The organism is Metabacillus bambusae, from assembly GCF_017497975.1.
GTDB classification, from domain to species: Bacteria; Bacillota; Bacilli; order Bacillales; family Bacillaceae; genus Metabacillus; species Metabacillus bambusae.
This window is the reverse complement of the sequence record NZ_JAGDEL010000025.1, coordinates 1-22975: the sequence shown is the minus strand read 5'-3', so window position 1 is coordinate 22975 and position 22975 is coordinate 1. Positions and strand designations below refer to the sequence as shown.

At 37.3% G+C, this 22975-nt stretch carries 20 protein-coding genes; 3 read left to right on the top strand and 17 right to left on the bottom strand.

Features of this window, described 5'->3' with window-relative positions; translation table 11 throughout:
- Window positions 1–110: 110 nt before the first annotated feature.
- The 15 genes from I7822_RS23750 to I7822_RS23680 form a co-directional block, all read right to left on the bottom strand.
- Window positions 111–833, bottom strand: a complete 723-nt coding sequence (locus tag I7822_RS23750; protein ID WP_207981554.1) for an amino acid ABC transporter ATP-binding protein — start codon at window positions 831–833, stop codon at window positions 111–113.
- Window positions 826–1485, bottom strand: coding sequence for an amino acid ABC transporter permease (locus I7822_RS23745; protein WP_207981553.1), 660 nt, complete (start codon window positions 1483–1485; stop codon window positions 826–828). The genes I7822_RS23750 and I7822_RS23745 overlap by 8 nt, the downstream gene beginning before the upstream one ends.
- Before the next feature lie 112 nt (window positions 1486–1597).
- On the bottom strand, window positions 1598–2395 hold the full coding sequence (locus I7822_RS23740; RefSeq protein WP_207981552.1) for a transporter substrate-binding domain-containing protein: 798 nt from the start codon (window positions 2393–2395) through the stop codon (window positions 1598–1600).
- 354 nt (window positions 2396–2749) lie between these two features.
- The gene (locus I7822_RS23735) at window positions 2750–3187 is read right to left on the bottom strand and encodes a BrxA/BrxB family bacilliredoxin (RefSeq protein ID WP_207981551.1); all 438 of its coding nucleotides are present in this window, start codon (window positions 3185–3187) and stop codon (window positions 2750–2752) included.
- 71 nt (window positions 3188–3258) lie between these two features.
- Window positions 3259–4269, bottom strand: coding sequence for a methylmalonyl Co-A mutase-associated GTPase MeaB (meaB, locus tag I7822_RS23730; RefSeq protein ID WP_207981550.1), 1011 nt, complete (start codon window positions 4267–4269; stop codon window positions 3259–3261).
- A complete protein-coding gene (gene scpA, locus I7822_RS23725) occupies window positions 4266–6413 on the bottom strand; it encodes a methylmalonyl-CoA mutase (protein ID WP_207981549.1) in 2148 nt (715 codons plus the stop codon). The genes meaB and scpA overlap by 4 nt, the downstream gene beginning before the upstream one ends.
- On the bottom strand, window positions 6413–8305 hold the full coding sequence (locus I7822_RS23720) for a methylmalonyl-CoA mutase family protein (RefSeq protein WP_207981548.1): 1893 nt from the start codon (window positions 8303–8305) through the stop codon (window positions 6413–6415). Before I7822_RS23720 ends, scpA begins: the two co-directional genes overlap by 1 nt.
- 419 nt (window positions 8306–8724) lie before the next feature.
- Window positions 8725–10014 carry a dihydrolipoamide acetyltransferase family protein gene (locus I7822_RS23715; protein WP_207981547.1) on the bottom strand — a complete coding sequence of 430 codons (1290 nt, stop codon included), beginning with the start codon at window positions 10012–10014 and terminating at the stop codon, window positions 8725–8727.
- 158 nt (window positions 10015–10172) lie between these two features.
- Window positions 10173–11156: an alpha-ketoacid dehydrogenase subunit beta gene (locus I7822_RS23710; RefSeq protein ID WP_207981546.1), complete on the bottom strand. Its 984-nt coding sequence runs from the start codon at window positions 11154–11156 to the stop codon at window positions 10173–10175.
- A gap of 12 nt (window positions 11157–11168) precedes the next feature.
- Window positions 11169–12161, bottom strand: a complete 993-nt coding sequence (locus I7822_RS23705) for a thiamine pyrophosphate-dependent dehydrogenase E1 component subunit alpha (RefSeq protein WP_207981545.1) — start codon at window positions 12159–12161, stop codon at window positions 11169–11171.
- Window positions 12162–12303: 142 nt separating this feature from the next.
- A complete protein-coding gene (gene lpdA / locus I7822_RS23700) occupies window positions 12304–13731 on the bottom strand; it encodes a dihydrolipoyl dehydrogenase (RefSeq protein ID WP_207981544.1) in 1428 nt (475 codons plus the stop codon).
- A 52-nt stretch (window positions 13732–13783) separates the two neighbouring features.
- Window positions 13784–14896 carry a butyrate kinase gene (gene buk / locus I7822_RS23695; RefSeq protein WP_207981543.1) on the bottom strand — a complete coding sequence of 371 codons (1113 nt, stop codon included), beginning with the start codon at window positions 14894–14896 and terminating at the stop codon, window positions 13784–13786.
- 277 nt (window positions 14897–15173) lie between these two features.
- Window positions 15174–16271: a branched-chain amino acid dehydrogenase gene (bcd, locus tag I7822_RS23690; RefSeq protein WP_207981542.1), complete on the bottom strand. Its 1098-nt coding sequence runs from the start codon at window positions 16269–16271 to the stop codon at window positions 15174–15176.
- A 14-nt stretch (window positions 16272–16285) separates the two neighbouring features.
- A complete protein-coding gene (gene yqiS, locus I7822_RS23685; protein ID WP_207981541.1) occupies window positions 16286–17191 on the bottom strand; it encodes a phosphate butyryltransferase in 906 nt (301 codons plus the stop codon).
- A gap of 290 nt (window positions 17192–17481) precedes the next feature.
- The gene (locus I7822_RS23680) at window positions 17482–19554 is read right to left on the bottom strand and encodes a sigma-54 interaction domain-containing protein (protein ID WP_207981540.1); all 2073 of its coding nucleotides are present in this window, start codon (window positions 19552–19554) and stop codon (window positions 17482–17484) included.
- A 346-nt stretch (window positions 19555–19900) separates the two neighbouring features.
- On the opposite strand from I7822_RS23680, the gene I7822_RS23675 reads away from it, so the two are divergent.
- A complete protein-coding gene (locus tag I7822_RS23675; protein ID WP_207981539.1) occupies window positions 19901–20137 on the top strand; it encodes a DUF2627 domain-containing protein in 237 nt (78 codons plus the stop codon).
- 320 nt (window positions 20138–20457) lie between these two features.
- Here I7822_RS23675 and I7822_RS23670 read toward each other — a convergent pair whose 3' ends face one another.
- Complete coding sequence (locus tag I7822_RS23670; protein WP_207981538.1) at window positions 20458–21189, bottom strand: glycerophosphodiester phosphodiesterase; 732 nt, start codon at window positions 21187–21189, stop codon at window positions 20458–20460.
- Window positions 21190–21240: 51 nt separating this feature from the next.
- Between I7822_RS23670 and I7822_RS23665 the strand changes: the two genes are divergently transcribed.
- Window positions 21241–21393 carry a YycC family protein gene (locus I7822_RS23665; protein WP_207981537.1) on the top strand — a complete coding sequence of 51 codons (153 nt, stop codon included), beginning with the start codon at window positions 21241–21243 and terminating at the stop codon, window positions 21391–21393.
- A gap of 308 nt (window positions 21394–21701) precedes the next feature.
- Window positions 21702–22676 (top strand): ketoacyl-ACP synthase III, encoded by a 975-nt coding sequence (locus tag I7822_RS23660; protein ID WP_243459651.1) that lies wholly within the window; start codon window positions 21702–21704, stop codon window positions 22674–22676.
- A 213-nt stretch (window positions 22677–22889) separates the two neighbouring features.
- Here the strand turns inward: I7822_RS23660 and I7822_RS23655 are convergent.
- On the bottom strand, window positions 22890–22975 hold an 86-nt coding region (locus I7822_RS23655; protein WP_207981230.1), incomplete at its 5' end, for an IS3 family transposase.

Here is a 22975-nt window from a genome sequence, read left to right as displayed (position 1 = left end):
CTCGATTTTGAATTTCAAAGAATTCAAAGTGATCATATGAAAAATAGTTTACACTAAATATAAGTAAAATAGAAAAAAGATGATCAAAAGACCACCTTTTTTCATGTATTTTATAGCATTTGTTCTAAGAAAGCTTGTGCACGTTCTGTTTTTGGTGCAGTAAAGAACTCACTCGGTGGAGCATCCTCAACTAGCTTTCCGCCATCAAGGAAAAGAACACGATCAGCTACCTCTTTTGCAAAGCCCATTTCATGTGTAACAATTGCCATTGTCATACCTGTTTGCGCCAAATCCTTCATTACTTCAAGTACTTCCTTTACCATCTCTGGATCTAGAGCTGAAGTAGGCTCATCAAACAAAATGACATCAGGATTCATTGCAAGAGCTCTTGCAATTGCGACCCGCTGTTTTTGTCCACCTGATAAACGATTTGGGTATTCAGATGCCTTTTCGAGGAGACCTACTTTGTTTAATAATATTTTCGCTTGTTCCTCTGCTTCTTGCTTCGTTAGCCCTTTTACGGTCATTGGTGCATATGTTAAATTATCGAGAACAGATTTATGTGGGAATAAATGAAAATGCTGAAACACCATCCCTACATTTTGACGAATCTTTGAAATATCGGTTTTTGGATTTGTGATTTCTTGATCATTAATAAACACTTTTCCGTCTGTTGGTTTTTCAAGTAAATTTATACAACGTAAGAAAGTAGACTTACCAGAACCAGATGGTCCAATAATTGCTATCACCTCACCAGAAGCGATCGTTGTTGAAATTCCTTTTAATACCTCTAACTTACCATATGATTTATGCAAATTTTCAACTTTAATCACTGCGTCTCATTCTCCCTTCTATACCCTTACCAAGGAGTGTCAAAAACATCACTAATATATAGTAAATTAAACCGGCAAATAATAATGGAGCAAAGTAGTTATAAGAATCTGCTCCTACTTGATAAGCTCGTCTCATAATATCCTGTACGCCAATCACAGTTACGATAGCAGATTCTTTTGTTAATGTAATAAATTCATTCATTAAAGCAGGCAAAATATTCTTAAATGCTTGAGGCATAATAATATCCTTCATCATCTTTGCATATGGGATACCTAATGCCATAGATGCTTCTTGTTGTCCTTTATCAATCGCATTTATTCCCGCACGAATGATTTCTGAAATATATGCACCTGAGTTTAACGTAAATGCTGCTACTGCTGCAGGATAAGGATCAATTGGAAAGCCAAGTATTTGTGGAAGTCCAAAATATATTATAAGCAATTGCAACACTAACGGTGTTCCTCTAAAAATAGATGTATATGCATCTGCAAACCACATTAAAGGTTTTATTCGACTAATTTTAAATAGAGCTAGAATGATTCCCCATGCAAAACCAAGTAACAAAGAAAGCACAACAATTTGTAATGTTACCCAGATCCCTTCCAAGATAAAGGGCAAGGATGGAATGATTGAAGTAAAGTTAATATCCATTCTACTGCCAAATCCTTTCAATCTAAATTAAGTACGTGCCTGTTCATAAAAAAGGGCTGACACTATTATTAGCTGTCAGTCCCATTGCATTTTTGCAAGAAAAGTGGATTACTTATTCTTCGCCACCGAACCATTTTGAAACTAATTCTTCAAGCTCTCCATTTTCTTTCATTTCATTTAATGCATCATTAAATTCTTTTGTATATTTACTATCCTTTTGGAAAGCAATTGCTGATCCTGCTTCATCTTCCGGTGCATTAAGAGTAAAGCCTGCTAAATCTTTGTCTTTTTCAATATAGCCATTAGCTACTAGATCTTCGATAATAGCTGCATCAATACGACCAGATTTTAATTCTTGAATTAAATCAGAAATTTTATTACGATTTTCAATCTTAAGGTCAACCTGCTCTGATATTTCTGTAGCTTTTTCTTCTTGGATCGAACCTAATTGAACACCAATTGTTTTTCCTTCAAGTTCTTCAATACTTTTTATTTCTTTATCCTTCAAAGAAACGATCATATGGTTTGCTGTATAATAGATATCTGAAAAATCGACATTCTCTTCACGCTCTGGAGTTGGTGTCATACCTGATAACACGATATCAATTTGTTTTGCTTGAAGAGCTGGGATTAAACTATTAAAATCCATATCCTGTACTTCAATTTCATAACCAGTTTTTTCTGCTAATGCATTTGCAAGATCAATATCAAAACCGATAATGTCACTACCTTTAGCTGTATCAATATATTCAAATGGTGGGTAATCAGCTGAAGTTGCCATTTTCAACACTTTCTTGTCTTCTGATTCAGATCCTGTAGTTGATTCATTTCCTTCATCTGTACTTGTCCCACAAGCTGCTAATAGGCCAACTACTAAAAGGCTTATTATAAACAAAGATAATTTTTTCATAATAGTTTCCTCCTATAATTTATAAACCAACATCACTTTTTTAATAAGTGTAATTTCACTAATAATTATTCGATATTCTGTATTTTAACACAGGTTTATAATTATGCAATATTTATTCATAAAAATGTAATTATAAAAATATTGTGTTAATTTACTTTTTTAGAATATTTTAATTATTTAAACAAAAGCGCGAGCACCATGATCAGCGAAGTAGAAAGAAGAGCACTACGTATGAGATTAAGCGAGACTTATCGGACTTTTACGGGCATTTATATCATTTACTGCCTGTTAATGTAAAAAAGAGATAGACACAATGTGTGCCTACCTCTTTTATACTGCTTTAATTTACTGATTTTATACTTCTTCACAATACTTATCAAACGCAGCTTGAAGCTTTGCAACGACTGACATTGGATCATGACCTTCAATTTCGTGACGTTCAACCATTGTCATTAACTTACCATCTTTAAGTAAAGCAAATGAAGGTGATGATGGTGGATATCCAGTAAACAATTCGCGAGCTCGTGCTGTTGCTTCTTTATCCTGTCCTGCAAAAACTGTCACAAGATTATCTGGACGATTGTCATAATGTACAGCATGTGCTGCTGCTGGTCTTGCAATCCCACCAGCACAGCCACAAACACTATTCACCATTACTAGAGTCGTGCCTTTGCTATTTAATGTTTCATCTACTTCTTCTGGTGAAGTAAGTTCAGTATATCCAGCTGCAACAATTTCCTTGCGAGCTTGTTGCACGATATCATTCATAAATAAATTAAAATCCATACTCAATGAAAACCTCTCCTTTTACGCTCAATATATTTATTTTACCAAGCTTTCTATCAAATGAGCAAATAGATCGCTCAATTTTTATCTTTTACGAAAAGATCTAATAAATCTAGTGCACTTGCTGCAACACTTTTTTCACCGTTCATCACTGCTTTTTCAAAGTGAGTAAGCTGTTGACTCACCTTTGGATGTTGATAAAAATTCTGATACAGCTCTTGTTTAAGCAGATCATGAAGCCAATTTCGTTGTTGATCACTTCTTCTTTTATAAAAGAGATTGCATTTTTTCGTGTACGCCTCAAACTGTTGGATTAACTGCCATATGTCTTCAATCCCAGTTTCCTTTATCGCAGATGCTGTGACAGCTCTTGTTGCCCATCCAGATGTATACGGCTTTAGAAAGTGTAAAATCGTATTATATTCATGCTTTGCTTTATTGGCTTTTGCAAGATTGTCACCATCCGCCTTATTGACAACAACTAAATCTGGTAATTCCATAATCCCCTTTTTCATCGTTTGTAGCTCATCCCCTGCACCTGTTAGAACTAGCAACATAAAAAAGTCTACCATGTCACGGACTACAAATTCACCTTGCCCGACTCCCATTGTCTCGACAAGTATGACATCATATCCAGCTGCTTCACATAAAGCAATTGTTTCTCTCGTCTTTCGATTTACTCCACCGAGATTTCCTCCTGAAGGGGAAGGCCTGATAAACGCAAGTGGATTTCTGGATAATCTCTCCATTCTGGTTTTGTCGCCCATAATACTTCCCTTTGATACGTTACTGCTTGGATCAATAGCAAGTACAGCGACACGAAAACCGAGATGGCATAAATAAGTTCCAAATGAGTCAATGAAAGTACTTTTACCAGCACCTGGAACTCCTGTAATCCCAATTCTTATTGAACCAGAACTCTTTTTTAATAGTGCTTCGATAATTTGCTGAGCCTTTTCAAAGTGTCTTTTCGCATTACTTTCTACTAAAGTTATTGCTTGAGCTAGAATAACTCGGTCGCCTTTGACAATTCCATCAATATACTCTTTTGTAGCCATTTCATTGCTTTTTCGAATATATTTCGTCATTCTTCAATTTCCTCATAGCCTAATCTCTCAAGGATTTTATTTAATACCTTAGTTGCTGCAACAGGTATAACAGTTCCTGGCCCGAATATTTCCGCTGCTCCTTTTTCTTTTAGCTCAACGTAGTCCTGATATGGGATCACACCGCCAATGATGACAATTATATCTTCTCTTCCTAACTTTTTTAATTCATTTATAAGTTGGGGAAGAAGTGTTTTATGGCCTGCTGCTAAAGAGCTCATTCCTACAACATGAACATCGTTCTCTACCGCTTGTACGGCAGTTTCAGCAGGTGTTTGAAAGAGTGGACCGATATCTACATCAAAGCCCAAATCAGCAAATGCTGTTGCGATTACCTTGGCTCCTCGATCATGTCCGTCCTGACCCATCTTTGCAATGAGAATTCTCGGACGTCTTCCTTCAAGCTCATAAAATTGATCTGTTTTCTCTCTCACCTTGGTTATTTCTTCTTCGTTTGAAAATTCCGAGCTATAAACTCCACTGATAGAACGAATCATAGCTTGATGGCGTTTACTAACCTTTTCAATTGCATATGAAATTTCACCAAGTGTTGCTCGGAGGCGTGCTGCTTCAACAGCTAGCTCTAAGAGATTTCCTTCTCCATTAGCTGTTGCAGTCGTTATTTTTTGCAAGGCTTTATTCACAAGCTCATCATTTCGATTTGCTTTTACTTCTTTTATTCTCTGAATTTGCTTTTTTCTTACCTCTGTATTATCGATCGACAAAATATCAAGCGGGTCCTCTTTATCAAGCTTAAATTTATTTACTCCAATTATTGTTTCTTTTCCTGAATCAATTTTCGCCTGCCTTCTCGCGGCCGCTTCCTCTATTTTCATTTTTGGAAGACCTGTTTCAATCGCTTTCGTCATACCACCTAGCTCTTCAATCTCAGCCATATGCTTTGTCGCGCGTTCAATAAGTGAATTTGTTAATGATTCTACATAGTAAGAGCCTCCCCATGGATCAATCACATGACAGATTCCAGTTTCATATTGTAAATACAACTGTGTATTTCGAGCAATTCTCGCGGAAAAATCAGTTGGTAATGCGATCGCCTCATCTAATGCGTTCGTATGGAGAGATTGGGTATGCCCCATTACTGCTGCATGTGCCTCGATACATGTTCGAACAACATTATTAAAAGGATCCTGCTCAGTTAAACTCCATCCTGAAGTCTGAGAATGTGTTCGCAATGCAAGTGATTTGGGGTTTTTAGGATCAAACCTCTTAACGATGGATGACCACATATAACGTGCTGCCCTCATTTTGGCTACTTCCATAAAATAATTCATCCCGATCGCCCAAAAAAAAGATAATCGAGGTGCAAATTGATCGATATCAAGACCAGCCTTTAAGCCAGTTCGTATATACTCAAGACCATCTGCCAATGTATAAGCAAGCTCAAGATCAGCTGGTGCTCCCGCTTCCTGCATGTGGTAGCCAGAGATACTTATACTATTAAACTTTGGCATATATTTGGACGTATACTCGAAAATATCACCAATAATTCTCATTGACGTTTCTGGTGGATAAATATACGTATTACGAACCATATATTCTTTTAAAATATCATTTTGAATCGTGCCCGATAGCTTTTCCTTTGCTACTCCTTGCTCTTCTGCAGTTACGATATAAAATGCCATAATTGGCAAGACAGCACCGTTCATTGTCATTGAAACCGACATTTCATTTAAAGGAATTCCATCAAATAATAGCTTCATATCTTGAATGGAGTCAATAGCCACTCCAGCCTTTCCAACATCCCCTTCCACGCGAGGATGATCAGAATCATAGCCGCGATGTGTTGCCAAATCAAAGGCAACGGATAGGCCCTTTTGTCCCATTTCTAAATTTCTTTTGTAAAAGGCATTGCTTTCTTCTGCAGTTGAAAATCCTGCATATTGTCTAATTGTCCATGGTTTATTCACATACATTGTCGCATAAGGACCACGTAAATAAGGATACGTACCTGGAAATGTATCCAAATGCTCGATTTTCTCAAAGTCAGCTGCAGAGTACTTATTTTTCACTCGTATTTGCTCATGTGTATTGAAAAATGATGGTGAAGGATCCTGAGATGCGGTTGGTTTTATAAGCTTTGCTCCAGTAATAGTTCGACGTTTCATCAATTTCTAACCCCCATTAAGTGATGCATAGTGACTAGGAATTTATACGCATTCATGTTTGCTGTAATAACACCATTTAAACCATATTCCGCCATTTTCTTCTCATGACCATTACCAGTGATAAATAAATGAACTGATTTCTTTCCTTCCTTTATCTTACTAATAAAAGAAGAATCAATTAAATTATAACCCTCGTCATTTCCACATAAGATAATTACATTATCATTAGGGGGTGATAAAAACTGATCGTATGATAAAACCTCTACCTTTATTCCTCCTGAAGCTAGTAAACTTGCCACGAAATCAAGTCGAGGCTTATAATCTTTTAATCTCCCAAAAACGATAACGTTAACTTTTAGTTGTTGGTGATTTTTTTTAATGTATGATTCAGCATTAATTCTTAGCTGCTCAATATGCTCTACAAGACGTCTGGTTTTAATAGGAGTAATCTTTAGCTGTTCTAGTAGATTTTGAGTTTTTACAATTGGTACTTCCTTATTCTTATTAACAAATAACAACGCATCTTGAAATGCCACAACTTGTTTGGACTCAGGGTGAAGTTCTTTTGCTTGTTTAATAGCTTGTAGCTTCACTACAACTTGATCAGAAAGGTTAGCAAATGCATTCGTTCCAATAATCGTTGTTTTACTCTTATTAACATCAGCAACTCTTTTTTCAAGTATTGCTTCAAGTTCCTTTTGGGGCTCACCCTCTTTTAACAGGTGGAGAAAGCCTCCTTTTTCATCGATCTCTTTTATATCTTTCCAGGCACGTTCTGCTAGCTCATTTGTTAACGTTTCAACATAATAAGATCCTCCTGCTGGATCGATGACACTAGAAAGTAAGCTTTCTTCTTTTAGTATAAATTGAGTATTTCTTGCAATTCTTTCTCCTAATTCTCCTCTACTCGGCAAAACATAATCAAAAGGATAGATAGATAATTCATTGACACCTGCTACAGCGGCCGCAAAACCTTCAGTTGTTGCACGTAAAAGATTTACATGAACATCATAAGTTGTCTTATTAAATAGCGAGGTTCTTGCATGAAGATACATTTTCTGTGACTCTTCGTTACCTCCCAATGCATGTATAAGCGATGCCCATAATTGCTTTGCTGCTCGAAATTTAGCAATCTCCATAAAGAAATTAGACCCTATCGCAAAAGAAAAAGTTATGTTTTTAGCAATGATATCAATAGATAAATCACGATTTAGCAGCTCATTTATCACATCTAGTGCATGTGAGAAGGTGTAGATTAGTTCTTGAAGTGCATTGGCCCCTGCTTCATGATAAAGATCACCTTTAATCAGGAAACAGCGTACCTCACATTCATGCTTTTGACACCATTTTATCGTATCAGCAAGATAATCAAATTGTGTTTTAATAGTTCGAATATCTTCCTCGCCATTAATTAAAATGCTTTCATACGGATCAAAACCTAAAGTTCCTTTTAGGTTCTTTAGTTCATTTCTCTTTTTACAGAATTGAAGTAACAATGGTATAAAACCAATGTCCTCACCTACATCAAAAAGGAAGGAATCCTTTACCCAGTCGATGTGCAAAAATGCAGTGTCTAGGTCCTCAAACTTCCTTAGAAACCGAACATTATCTAGATAAAATGAACTCTGCCCTTTATTTTTAGCTTGTTTTATCTTTTCACTTAACTCGTGGCAATGTTCAGCTAAAAGAACTTGACTAATATTCCAATCATTCGATTGGCGATGATCATGTATGCTTGATTGTTGCCTAGAGTCATAATCCTCTTTTGTATATAATGGCCTTAGCTTAATACCTTCGTATGTAGTTGAGCTTAGACTTTCAAACACCTTACCCCTTAATGCTTTTTTAGCCTCAGCTTTCCAATCGTTCCAATTCCCCTTTGTATGTATCATGTTTGTTCCTCCCCATGAAGTGTTCCTATCTGAAAGTCCACCCTCTTGTTGAAATTTCATGATCTACAACATTTCTAAACGATTCAGTATAAGCAGCTTTTGATAGGCGCTTACATTTATAAAAAACATAGAAAGTTCTACAATTTTATTTTATTATAATTTTTCACCATCAGCAATGAAGTTCTAGCTTAAGATTCGTTTGGCGATAAAAGTAAAAACAAAGGGTCAGACCCTCAAACCATATATAAAGCTTCACTTCAGTCAAAAGCTATATATATGGAGTTGAATGTTCTGACCCTTTTTAGTCCATTTTCTCTTACGTTTTATTATTTTGGCACTGTTAAATCATATTGTTCTTTTCATATTAGGAAAGCTAAATCTCGCTCCTTTTTTAACAATAATGTTGTTTAACAAAATTTTTAATATATCGAAGTTGTTTCTTTGGATACATTTTCTAATATTTCTTTTACACGTGCTAAGAAACGCCCACAAATTAATCCATCGATCACACGGTGATCAAGTGACATACATAAATTTACTATATCGCGAACAGCTATCATTCCATTGTTCATGACAACAGGTCGTTTTACAATTGTTTCTACCTGTAAAATTGCCGCTTGTGGGTGGTTAATGATTCCCATTGATTGTACAGACCCGAATGAACCTGTGTTATTTACAGTAAATGTGCCGCCTTGCATATCATCTGGTGTTAATTTGCCAGTTCGCACTTTGTTTGCTAATTCTGTAATTTCTCTAGCAATTCCTTTAATGGTTTTTTCATCAGCAGCTTTAATAACTGGTACAAATAAGGAATCTTCAGTTGCAACAGCGATAGAGAGATTAATATCCTTTTTCTGAATAATTTTTTCTCCAGCCCACATCGAATTAATTTGTGGGAATTCTTTTAGCGCTTGTGCCACTGCCTTTACGAAAAAGGCAAAGAACGTTATGTTGTAGCCCTCTTTTTTCTTAAAATCATCCTTTATGGAATTGCGATACTCAACAAGATTTGTTGCATCCACTTCGACCATCATCCAAGCATGTGGCGCTTCATGCTTACTTCGAACCATATTTGCTGCAATTACTTTGCGAACTCCTGAAATAGGGATTTCTATGTCGCCTGGCACTGTTGATGCAGTAGTATGAGTGTGGGTTTGTTCGATACCTGGTTGAAGAATTGGCACAGCTGTTGGTTTAGGAGCATCTTCTTGAATTGCAGCTCCAGTTTTCGGAATCGATCCACTTTCAATCAGTTGTAAAAGGTCCTTTCTAGTAATCCGACCACCAGCTCCTGAACCATTCACTTGCTCTAAGTCTATATCATTTTCCTGAGCTAAACGGAGCACAGCTGGAGAATAACGCTTTTTATTTGATTGAACCTCTTGTTTTTCAGATTGCGCTTGCGTTTCAACTGGTTCAATAGATTCGCTATTCACCTCAACTGGAGTTTCTGAAACTGCTTCTTCACCCTCTATTTCAATGGTACATATAATTTCTCCAACATCCAATGTTGTACCTTCTTCGGCTATGATTTCTTTAATAACACCACTAAAGGAAGATGGAACCTCGGCATTAACTTTATCTGTCATCACTTCTGCAAGTGGGTCATATTTGTTTACCTTATCTCCTACAGAAACGAGCCAGTTACTTATTGTACCTTCTGTTACGCTCTCACCTAACTGGGGCATTTTTATTTGTTCAATTGCCACTGTGAAACCTCCTTTGTTAAAGGCTATCTTGCTTGCATCTCTATAGGACCTACATTTTGTAAGCTTTTGAAAGATGCTGATGACTTATTAATGCCATCTCGTTCTACTTACGTAATAGTAAGTTAAGTTGCTAACTTCATATGGTTTTTGTTCAGTAGTTAAAATTCAGCAAGTTTACGCATTGCTTCCTCCACTTTATCTGGATTAATCATAAAGAATTTTTCCATTGTAGGTGCGTACGGCATTGCAGGGGTATCAGGACCCGCTAATCTCATGATTGGAGCATCTAAATCAAACAAGCAATTTTCGGCAATAATAGCTGAAACCTCACTAATAATACTTCCTTCTTTATTGTCTTCTGTTATAAGAAGTACTTTACCCGTTTTCGATGCTGCTTCAATAATCGCCTCTTTGTCTAAAGGGTAGACTGTTCTTAAATCTAAAACATGTGTACTAATGCCATCATTAGCTAATCGTTCAGCAGCTTGAAGGGCAAAATGCACACATAGACCGTATGTAATTACTGTAATGTCTTCTCCGTCTCGTTTCACATCTGCTTTACCAATAGGCAGAACATAATCATCTACAGGTACCTCACCTTTGATTAAGCGATACGCCCGCTTATGCTCAAAAAATAATACAGGGTCATCATCACGAATCGCAGCTTTTAATAAACCTTTTGCATCATATGGTGTTGAAGGAATGACAATTTTCAAGCCAGGCTGATTAGCAAAAACAGCTTCTACTGATTGTGAATGATATAATGCTCCATGAACACCACCGCCAAAGGGGGCACGAATTGTTATTGGACAGCTCCAATCGTTGTTGGAACGATAACGAATTTTTGCTGCCTCTGAAACAATTTGATTTACAGCAGGCATAATAAAGTCAGCAAATTGCATTTCAGCAATCGGTCGCATTCCATACATTGCTGCACCAATTCCTACTCCAGCGATTGCAGATTCTGCAAGTGGTGTATCCATAACACGCTCTTCTCCAAATTTTTCATACAACCCTGCTGTCGCTTTAAACACTCCGCCCTTTCTGCCAACATCTTCTCCAAGCACGAATACTTTTTCGTCGCGCTCCATCTCTTCATGCATTGCCATTGTAATGGCATCTATATATGAAATAACAGCCATCTTTCTTCCCCCTTACTCTGCATAAACGTATTTTAATGCATCTTCTGGATTTGCATACGGCGCCGCTTCAGCATAATCAGTAGCCTCATTTATGACGTTCATAATGCCATCTATCATTTCTTTTTCAATTTCCTCAGTAAGAACGCCAACTTCCTTTAAATATGCAGAAAATTTAAGTACTGGATCATCTTTCTTTGCTTCTGCTACTTCATCCTGCTCCCGATAGCTACTATCATCATCATCACTTGAGTGTGGTGTTAGTCGATATGAAATTGTTTCTATTAAGGTCGGACCCTCGCCACGACGACCACGATCAGCAGCTTCTTTTACAACAGCATAAACTTCAAGTGGATCATTTCCATCCACTGTTACACCAGGCATTCCATAGCCAATTGCACGATCAGAAATTTTTTCACAAGCAACCTGTTTGTCATATGGGACAGAAATGGCATATTTGTTGTTTTCACACATTAAGATAACTGGTAATTTATGAACAGCAGCAAAATTAGCTCCTTCATGAAAGTCGCCTTGGTTTGAAGAACCTTCTCCAAAGGTTACAAATGTAACAAGATTCTTCTTCTGCATTTTACCTGCTAATGCTATACCAACAGCATGGGGTACTTGCGTAGTAACCGGTGATGAACCTGTAACAATTCGGTTTTTCTTTTGACCAAAGTGACCTGGCATTTGTCTTCCAGCTGAATTTGGGTCCTCTGCCTTAGCAAATCCAGATAACATCAGATCCTTTGCTGTCATGCCAAACGTTAAAACAACTCCCATGTCACGATAATATGGAAGAATATAATCCTCATGACGATCTAAGGCAAATGCTGCACCGACCTGAGCTGCTTCTTGACCTTGACAAGAAATAACAAAAGGTATTTTCCCTGATCGATTTAATAGCCACATCCGCTCATCGATTTTTCTTGCCAAAAGCATTGTTTCATACATATTTAACACATCTTTATCTGATAGACCTAATGATTGGTGTCGGTTTTCTGTCATTTTATTACCTCCTAAATAAGAAATACGCAAGTATAGTGCATTGATCAGCCTCTAGCTAGTATGAATCGAAGGAGCCCTTTATTCAGAGTTGGTAACAACTGAGGCTTAAACAACACTAAGATTTTCTTATCTTTTCATAAAATTAAAAATGAATTGCCTTTCCATAAACAGCAAGTGCAGCTTCACCTATTGCTTCTGATAATGTTGGATGAGGATGGATCGTATGGGAAACTTCCCAAGGGGTTGCATCCAATACTCTGGCAAGACCAGCTTCAGATATCATATCCGTGACATGAGGTCCAATCATATGAACACCTAGAAGATCATCTGTTTCTTCGTCAACCACAAGTTTGACAAATCCTTCTGTTTCACCAAAGACAAGTGCTTTTCCTATTGCTTTAAATGGAAACTTACCTATCTTTGTTTTAAGGCCTTTTTCCTTTGCTTCATCCTCGGTGTACCCGACACTTGCTATTTCAGGTGAACTATAGATACATTTCGATATCAATGACTCATCAAGCGGGATAGGCTTATCATTTGCAATATGTTCAACAGCAACAATCCCTTCATGTGATGCAACATGTGCTAATTGTAAACCTCCAATGACATCACCAATCGCATAAATATGTGATTCTTTTGTTTGATAATATTGATTTGTGGCAATATACCCTTTTTCAAGTTTAATATCGGTATTTTCAATTCCAATACCTTCTACATTCGCTTGCCTACCAACAGAAATGAGAATCTTATTAGCTGTAAAGGATTTTTCTTCACCTTTATGCTCTGCTTTAATTGTGGCTATATTTCCTTTTTCCTTCTCAAGCGTTTCAGGTAAAACTTTTGCACTGGTGACAATGGTTATTCCCCTTTTTGCCAGTAAGCGCTCCATCTCTTTTGAAATCTCTTTATCTTCTGTTGGTAAAATTCGATCAGAGTACTCTAATATTGTTACATTCACACCGAAGTCTATTAACATGGAAGCCCACTCAATCCCGATCACACCTCCACCAACAATTATGATTGAATTTGGTAGACTATTTAAATCAAGGGCTTCTTCAGAAGTTAATACTATTTCTCCATCAATCTCAAGATCTGGAAGACTCCGTGGTCTTGATCCAGTAGCGATGATTACATTTTTAGGAATGAGCATTTCGTTTTCTTCCCCGTTATTCATTTCAACAGAAATTGTTCCAGGCATTGGAGAAAAAATCGATGGACCTAAAATACGTCCAATCCCCTCATACACATCGATTTTTCCTTTTTTCATGAGTTGTTGCACACCATTATGTAGTTGCTCAATAATTCCTTGTTTTCGTTCCTGAACCTTTGAAAAGTTCAGCTTCACTTCAGATGTTTCTACACCGAATTCTTCACTCTTTTTTGCTGTTGCATAAACCTCTGCACTTCTTAGGAGTGCTTTACTAGGGATACATCCCTTATGCAAGCATGTTCCACCAAGCTTACTTTTTTCAACAACTGCTGTTTTAAGGCCTAGTTGTGTAGCACGTATCGCTGCAACATAACCGCCAGTTCCTCCACCGAGTATGACTAGATCATATTCTTTAGCCAAACTATCGCCTCCCTTAATCTAAAGTCTTCGAAGTAACGTCATTTATTTTTCATTAGTGGCGCAAAAATGCCATAGCACTTTTTTTAGTAGGATATTGTTTTGCTTCTTCCTCATTTTTTAAAACACGTAAGGCACCCTCAGCAAGTGCTTGAAGCTCGTTTTCACCCGGAAACACAAGGACGTCTGCGATCCAATCGATATAAGTGGAAATCTCTTTTACGAATTTTTTACCATAGGCTAATCCACCTGTTAGGACAATAGCATCAACTTTTCCTTTTAATACAGCACTTGCAGATCCAATCTCTTTTCCAATTTGATAAGCCATAGCTGAATAAATTAGAGTGGCCTTTTCATCTCCAGCTTCAACCATTTTTTCCACCTTAACTGCATCATTCGTTCCTAAATAGCCAACAAGGCCACCTCTGCCTACTATCTGCTTCATCATTTCCTCTCGGAAAAACTCACCTGAATAACACATTGAAACAAGATCTCCTGCTGGTACTGTTCCAGCACGTTCTGGACTAAATGGACCATCTCCATGCAATCCGTTATTTACATCTACTACTCTTCCGCGCTTATGAACACCAACAGTAATTCCGCCGCCCATATGGGTAATGATCAAGTTCATTTCTTCATATTGCTTATTGAAATCTGACGCGACACGACGGGCTACCGCTTTTTGATTTAACGCATGAAAGATACTTCTTCTCTCGATTGTAGGCACACCAGATACCTTCGCAATCTCTTCCATTTCATCAACGACAACTGGGTCAACGATATATGCAGGAATATTTAGTCCATTTGCAATTTCATATGCAATGATTCCACCTAAATTAGATGCGTGTTGTCCAGCGAAACCATTCTTTAAATCCTCTAGCATTTGGTCATTTACTATATAGGTTCCGCCTTCAATTGGTCGGAGAAGGCCTCCACGACCACAAACTGCATTCAGTTTTGAAATGTTGATCCCTTCTTCATCAAGCGTTTCTAAAATGGCTTGCTTACGGAATTCATATTGATCAATGATGTTAGGATACGTATTAAGTTTATCTAAATCATGTCTAAGTGTTTTCTCAAAAATAGATACTTCGCTATCAAAAACTCCAATTTTCGTTGATGTGGATCCAGGGTTAAGGACAAGAATACGATATTGATTCACCTGCAACGTTTAAACCTCCGTCGTCTCAAAAATTGTTCTGTTGAATAATATGGAAGCCTTTAGCTTTATATAAATTGAAACTGGAGTTAGAAGGTCCACTTATCTAACTCCGCGTTTAATTATTTGGCTCTGTTAAAGCTCACTGTTAATTTTTACACTTTGTTGATTGGAGCGAATATGTGAGACTTCTGTGGGAGTGCGAGTCCAAAGGAGGATCCCGGACCGCCCACGGAAAGTGAACGCCTGAAGCGGAAATCAACAACCAAGTTACAGAGCCAATTATTTATGGTCGACGACTTAAAATATGATGTCCATTTTGCAAAAATTGGCTACGAGAATTTCTCATTCTTTCAATTCGTTCTTCCGCAAGACGATCTGCAGCTTGATAGGTTGGAATACCGTCACGTTTAGCTATTTCGATTACTCGGGCGATATTGTTATATATCCCTTCAACCTTTTTCAGCGCACTTTCACTGTTATACCCATATAATTCATCCGCAACGTTAATGACACCACCAGCATTAATGACATAATCAGGTGCATAGACAATTCCCATTTCATGGATTAAATCACCATGCTTAGTATCTTTTAATTGATTATTTGCAGCTCCTGCAATTACCTTAGCTTTTAATTGAGGGATCGTAACATCATTTATTGTTGCACCAAGTGCACATGGTGCATAAATATCACAATCCACACTATAAATATCATTTGGTTCAACTGCTTTTGCATTAAAATCCTCAACAGCACGTCGTACTGCTTCTTTGTTTATGTCGGTTACAACTAAGTGCGCACCTTCTTCATGCAAATGTTTACACAGGTTGTAAGCTACATTTCCAACCCCTTGTACAGCAACAACCTTCCCCTCTAGTGAATCTGTTCCAAATGCTTCCTTCACCGCAGCCTTCATCCCGCGATAAACACCATAAGCCGTTACAGGAGATGGGTTACCAGAAGAGCCAAAAGCAGGAGAGATGCCTGTTACATAATCTGTTTCTTCATGAATTAAATCCATGTCTGCAACAGTTGTTCCTACATCTTCAGCTGTAATATATCGACCATTTAAGCCTTGGATATAACGACCAAATGCCCGAAACATCTCTTCATTTTTATCCTTACGTGGATCACCAATAATAACTGTTTTACCCCCACCGAGGTTTAAGCCAGCAGCAGCATTTTTATAAGTCATCCCACGAGCTAAACGAAGAGCATCTTCAATTGCTTCTTCCTCTGATTCATAGGTCCACATGCGTGTACCACCTAGAGCAGGTCCTAGTGTTGTATCATGGATGGCGATAATTGCCTTTAATCCAGATTGTTTATCCTGGCAAAATACCAATTGCTCATAATCGTAATGCTCCATATATTTGAAAATTTCCATGAAGTCGTTTCCTCCTAAATGTTATACTTATCAGATGAACAAATCGCTAATGCTAAAGAATAGAGCTTACTTTCAGAAGAGTCCGATCGACTTGTTAATACAATTGGTGCTTTCGCTCCGGCAATAACCGCCCCAACACTAGCCTTCGCAAAATAAATCAGAGATTTATACAAAACATTTCCTACATCTATTGTAGGTACAAGCAATATATCTGCTTGTCCTGCGATGTCACTAACAATCCCTTTATGTTTTGCCGCTTCTAATGAAATTGCATTATCAAGAGCTAAAGGTCCATCAATAAGACAATCTTTTATTTGCCCTCTCTTATTCATTAATGTTAATGAAGCTGCATCTATGGTTGCCTGCATCGCAGGATTTATTATCTCAACTGCAGCAAGTGCAGCAACTTTAGGCTTATCGATCCCAATTGCTCTTGCAATTTTAACTGCATTCACAACAATTTGCTCCTTTTGCTGTAAATCAGGTTCAAGATTCATAGCAGCATCTGTGACAATTGTGAACTTTGAAAATCCAGGGACTTCAAAAATAGCCACATGTGATAAAATCCTTCCTGTTCTAAGACCATACTCCTTGTTTAATACAGCCTTTAAAAGAATAGCAGTCGGAACGTTTCCCTTCATTAGCACTGAAGCTTCATTCTGATGAACGGCTCTTACAGCTAGTTCTGTCGCTTGTTCTTTTGTTCTTGCTTGAATAATTTGAACATGATCTTTACCAATACCTTTTGCAATTAATAAATCCTCAATTTCTTCTTTTTTCCCAAACAATAAAAAATGAGCAAGATTACGTTTTATCGCTTCAGATACAGCTTCAATTACCTCTTCATCTTCTGCTGAAGCCACCGCAACAATCTTTCCATTTATTTTAGCCGCTTCGTCCAGCAGATTTTCTAGCTTCATTTTAATTTCATATCCTTCCAAGATGTATTCATCTGCTCTTATCAACTTAAAAGCAAAAAGTGTGCCAAAATAATAATGATCTATGATATTTTCTTATAGTCTTCACTACAATAATGTCCGCAATGCTTAAATTTCCGTATCATTAATACATTCTCTGCTTTGGCAAATGATGTTTTTCTTAAAGAAAATTAAATGCCAAATTTAGAAAGTTATACGTAGAACAAATGAAAAAGCACAATTATTCTTCTTTATCATATAACGAACATGCACTATTTTGCAAACCATGAACTTTATTGCATGCTATTATTTGCAAGGTTATATTTTTCCATTTTATAATATAAGCTTCTTAACGATATCCCTAAAGCTTTTGCTGTTTTTGTACGATTATACTCATGGACTTCTAATGAGTGTTTGATAACATCTGCTTCAACACGCTCAACAGCATCAGCTAATGTCTCTTCATTATTATGGACAAAAGCGCTATTTTCTTGTGCTTTACTTTCCTTTGTCGGTAACTGAAGCATCGGAATATGTTTCCCTTCAATCTCAATTTCGTGGTGCTCCATGAAAATGATTGTTCTTCCTAATACATTTTCAAGTTCTCGTACATTACCAGGCCAATCATGTTGGGTTAGAATATCAATTGCTTGACCTGTAATAGTAACGATATTCCTACCGTAATCCTGATTTAATTTACCAATTAACCTTTGGCATAAAGCAGGGATATCTTCCTTTCGATCTCTTAGTGGTGGTATAGAAATTGGATAACGATTTAGGCGGTAATATAAATCCTCCCGAAAAACGCCTTCTGACATTGCTTTTTCAATATTTAAATTCGTTGCAGCAATAACCCTTACATTTACTGGTATAGGTTTTGTTCCACCAACCTTGACGATTTCATTTTCCTGTAATACACGAAGAAGCTTTGCTTGCATATTGGCTGATAATTCTCCTATTTCATCTAAAAAAATACTGCCATTATTTGCTTCCTCAAAGAAACCTCTTTTCCCTCCACGTTTCGCACCTGAAAAAGCCCCTTCTTCATATCCGAAAAGTTCACTTTCAAGGAGACTTTCAGCAATAGCTGCACAATTCACCCGAATAAATTTGTTATATTTTCGATCACTTGCATTATGTATCGCATGTGCAAATAGCTCCTTGCCGGTTCCAGATTCACCCCGCAAGAGCACAGTTGCAGGAGTTTTCGCACCAAGTTTTGCCTGTTCAATCGCCATTTTCATTTCTTCACTTATACCAATTATGTCCTCAAACGAATATTTCGCTTCTAGCGTTCGAATAATTTGTCTTGCTCGACTTAACTCGGTAGTCAGCTTTTGAATTTCAGACATATCTTGAATAACCCCAACACTACCTTTTAGCTTCCCATTAACGATGACAGGCGCAACATTTACAATGACGTCTCTTTTTGCAGGACCAACCTTCATTCTGACGCCGCGAACTGCACGTCTTGTTTGTAGTACCTTCATATGCATGCTTTCACCTTCAGAGATATCTGCTGTTGCCGGCTTTCCTAGCACTTGCTCCTCAGATAACCCTGTCATTTTAGTATATGCCCGATTAATGAGAATTCCATGACCTTCTTCATCTACTACTGAAATTGCTTCCTCTGATGATTGAATGATTGCTTCAAGCATCACTTGGATCTCCTTTAAGTTCGTAACCTCTTCTGCCAAATTAACAATTTCTGTAATATCTTTAAAAAGCGCTAGTGCCCCTAGTAGATTCCCCGCTTCATCGATCATAGGAATCCTAGTCGTAATGATTTTAAGTCCATTATCAAGAACTTGCTCTTGGTTCGTTTCGACCTCGCGAGTTTTAAGCGTCCTTGCCAACTTACTCGAAGGAATTACCTCATTCACCTTGAGACCCAGTGCCTTTTTACGAGGAAAACCTGTTATTTCCTCCGCAGTTTTATTAAATAAGATAATTTTTTCATCTATATCAATCACAATCATTCCATCATTTGTAGAATTAAAGATAGTTTGCTGTTTATAGGTCTCCTCTTTAAGTCTTGCGATTAACACTTCTTTTTCTTCAACTAGTTCAGAAATAAGATGTGCTACTGTACCTGGAATAATAATCATATCTGGATGCTTTTCCTGCCTTAAAAGCTCCATAACCTTAACGTTACCTGTTGCTTCAATAACAATGTTAATATTTTTTTGCATAACAGTCTTCCAATGCCTGCTTGTTTCGATACCAAGACTTCTAGCTAGTTCCATCCCTGGAGCATGTTCATTTTTATCAATAATTGCCGCAACTTCCACAATGTTCGTTTCGACAATTCTTTTCAATAGAGCTGTTCCATCCTTACCAGCCCCAACTATCATAACTCGTTGCATAAACCTATCCCCTTTATGTCACTATTAAGAAAAGCGGAAGCGCTTTGGTCAGGCTAACAAAAAACTATGTTTTAAGACATGGTCTTTTTCATCGTTTAAATAAGAGTAAAACCACTAAATAAATCCTTTTTATAAAGCTTGCAAAAAATTGCACACTTATATCATAGCGCAAAGGATAACACTTGACAAACAACCGTGAGCAACAGACAATAAAGCGAGACTTATCAGATCTTTACGGGCAGTTATCTGCACCTTTTTACATTGCTTCACTTGAACCTGAGACTTAGATTTTACTGCCCGTTTAGAATGGGATTAATTCAAAGAATACGAAAGGACTATATCGTTTATGATTAGAATACTTGCACTTGTCATTATGGTCATTCCAGGAATTTTAGCCGCATTAGGTATTAAGCTCATGCGTGACATGACGTTTGGAATCCTTCAACCTCCTATTCCATATTTATGGTTGCAGTTTTTATTAGGACTTTTCTTATTTTTAGGTGGACTTAGCTTTGTGGCAGGCTTTATCTTTTATAGAGATCGAAAACGAAATAAGGTACAGAAGAGATTCGCTAAGAGGTAGGGAAGAGATTTTATTATAAATCTTTAAATTAGGCTGTTTTCGCAAACTTCGTTGCTATTTACCAAGTAATTCGGTGTGGTTGATTGCAGCGAGAGATGCACGCTTTCCGCAGGGCGGGCGGTGAGCCTCCTCGGTGTAAACGCCCGCATGAGTCTCACCTGTCCCGCTACTCCCGCAGGAGTCTCGCAATCCGTTCCAATCAACTTGAATTTGTTTTTGTTTTAAAGCAACAATCTCTTAGAAGAGAGCCTTAAATTATGATGAAAAAGAGTTAGCAATTGCAATGGCACACTCTTTTTCTCAGAATAATTGTGTAGGATTCAATTACCTTTTCGTTTTAGATCTACAGCAGTTTCTGGAAAATCAGTAAAAAACCCTGCACATTTTTCATTTATCAATCGCTGCATCATTTGCTTATCATTAATCGTAAATGGTCTTACGCTAATTCCATGACCTTGAGATTGCGAAATTATCTCGCCTTTGGCTGCATGATAATGGGGGTGCAACCCTTTCGCACCGATACTCTCCGCATACTTCCAAGGCAAATATAATCCTTCCATATAAAGGATGGCTGTTTCGATTTCAGATGATATCTCCTTGCAGGTTACTAAACTATAATGATTAAAAGATGAGATAATTACTTGTTTTTGAAGGCTATGTTTGTAAATAAGCTTAATTGTTTTTTCTTCTATTTTTGGGTAATCAATGATACCATTTTTCAATTCAATATTTACAATAAACCCTCTTTGTCGCTTAGCCCATTCTAGCACTTCGTTAAGCGTTGGAATAAATGAGCTACCTTTATATTGAGAAAACTTATAGCTCGCATCTAATCGAGAAATCTCCTCGAAGTTAAAGTCTTTTACAAAACCCATGCCATTTGTCGTTCGATCAACTGTTTCATCATGGATCACGACTAATTCACCATCTCTTGTCATTTGAACATCCAATTCAATCCCATCTGCATTTGCTGCCTTTGCAGCTTCGAATGATAGCATTGTATTTTCAGGATAATGACCTGCAGCACCTCTATGGCCAAAAATTAATGTCATCTTGTTTGCACCTTCATTTCGTGTAAAATAGTTAGTAGGAGGGAATACTTTATGAGACCATTACAAATATCAGCTGATACAGCACAGAAACTTGCTAAATCACTAAATGTTCCAATTGAGCAAATTATGCACATGCCACAACATATACTGATCGCTAAGCTTGCTGAACTAAATAGCAAAGAAGATTCAGACAAGAAAGACTGATTACTAGTCTTTCTTTTTTAGTTTTTGGCTGTTTTCGCATAGTTCTCCTTGGTGGTCACCGGTATTTCAAATAATTTAATTATTCATCTTATATTCTATTCCTTTCGATGCCTTTCCTTTGTTTCACATAATTTTTAATCATTTTTATATAAAATTGGTACCAGGTATTAATTTTAGGTGTTATTATTAGGTTATAAAGTTATTTACTGAAGCTCCCCCTACTATCTATCTAATTCGCTACTCGTGAACTTTAGATGGGGTTCTACTGCCCATTAAGTATGGAATAAAAACTAAGAGGTGACTAATAAATGATTTCAAAAGCTCGTATTACTGCCATTGGTTCATATGTACCGGATTTAATCGTAACAAACAGTGATCTTGAAAAAATGGTCGATACAAATGATGAATGGATTTTGAGGCGAACTGGAATAAAGGAAAGAAGATTTGCTGCAGAAACTGAATATACAAGTGATGTAAGTATTAAGGCAATCGAAAACTTGGTGGAACGCTACCAAAAAGATATAAGCGACGTCGATATGATTATTGTGTGCACACTATCTCCTGACTACCAAACCCCTAGTGTAGCCTCTTATATTCAAGGAAGATTGGGGCTAAAACAAGCTGGAGCCATTGATATAAATGCTGCATGCGCAGGGTTTACGTATGGCTTACATTTAGCAAATGGACTTATAACAGCTGAACTCCATAAAAAAATCCTCGTGGTAGGCGCTGAAACTTTATCAAAAATAACTGATTTTACTGACCGTACAACTTGTATTTTATTCGGAGACGGTGCTGGAGCTGTTCTTGTCGAGTATGACGATAAAGGAAGCTTTCTCTCGTCACACGTAGTTTCAGAAGGTGAAAAGGCACGAAGTTTATATGGAACCTATTTATCCGACAAAATGTTTGGAACGGAGCTACAGAATAAACAACAGCTCGTACAAAATGGGCGTGAAGTATACAAATGGGCTGTTACAACTGTTCCTAACGGCATGAAAACTGTTGTAGAAAAAGCTAATTTTTCTTTGCAGGATGTAGATTGGTTTATTCCGCACAGCGCTAACCTAAGAATGATCGAATCGATCTGTGAGAAAAGCCATTTTTGTATTGAGAAGACACTGACAAGCCTAGTCCATTTTGGTAATACATCTGCTGCATCAATCCCTTTAGCACTAGATAATGGAATTAAAGACGGAAGAGTGAAAGAAGGAGATCACCTATTACTTTATGGATTTGGAGGAGGTCTATCCCAATCAGGTCAACTTGTTCGATGGGGATAGGAGGTTTTTCACTCCCCTTCCTTATCTTTTTTTAAATAGTGGAATTGACACGATTGCGATGTATGATAAATTAACTTCTATTGATGTTGTTTCCTGAAGAAATTCTTTCTCTTTTCATAAACTAGGTACTGCATCTCGTAATCATTTGAACGTTTTTAAGAGAGGGGCTCAGTGTAAACTGGCACCCGTGTCAAGGACACAAGAAAAAAAGAGTCACGCAACTAGAAGATGATTCCTATATTGGTTAGGGGTCATCTTTTTTAAATTCCATTGATAACGGTAATTGTTATAGTAAACCA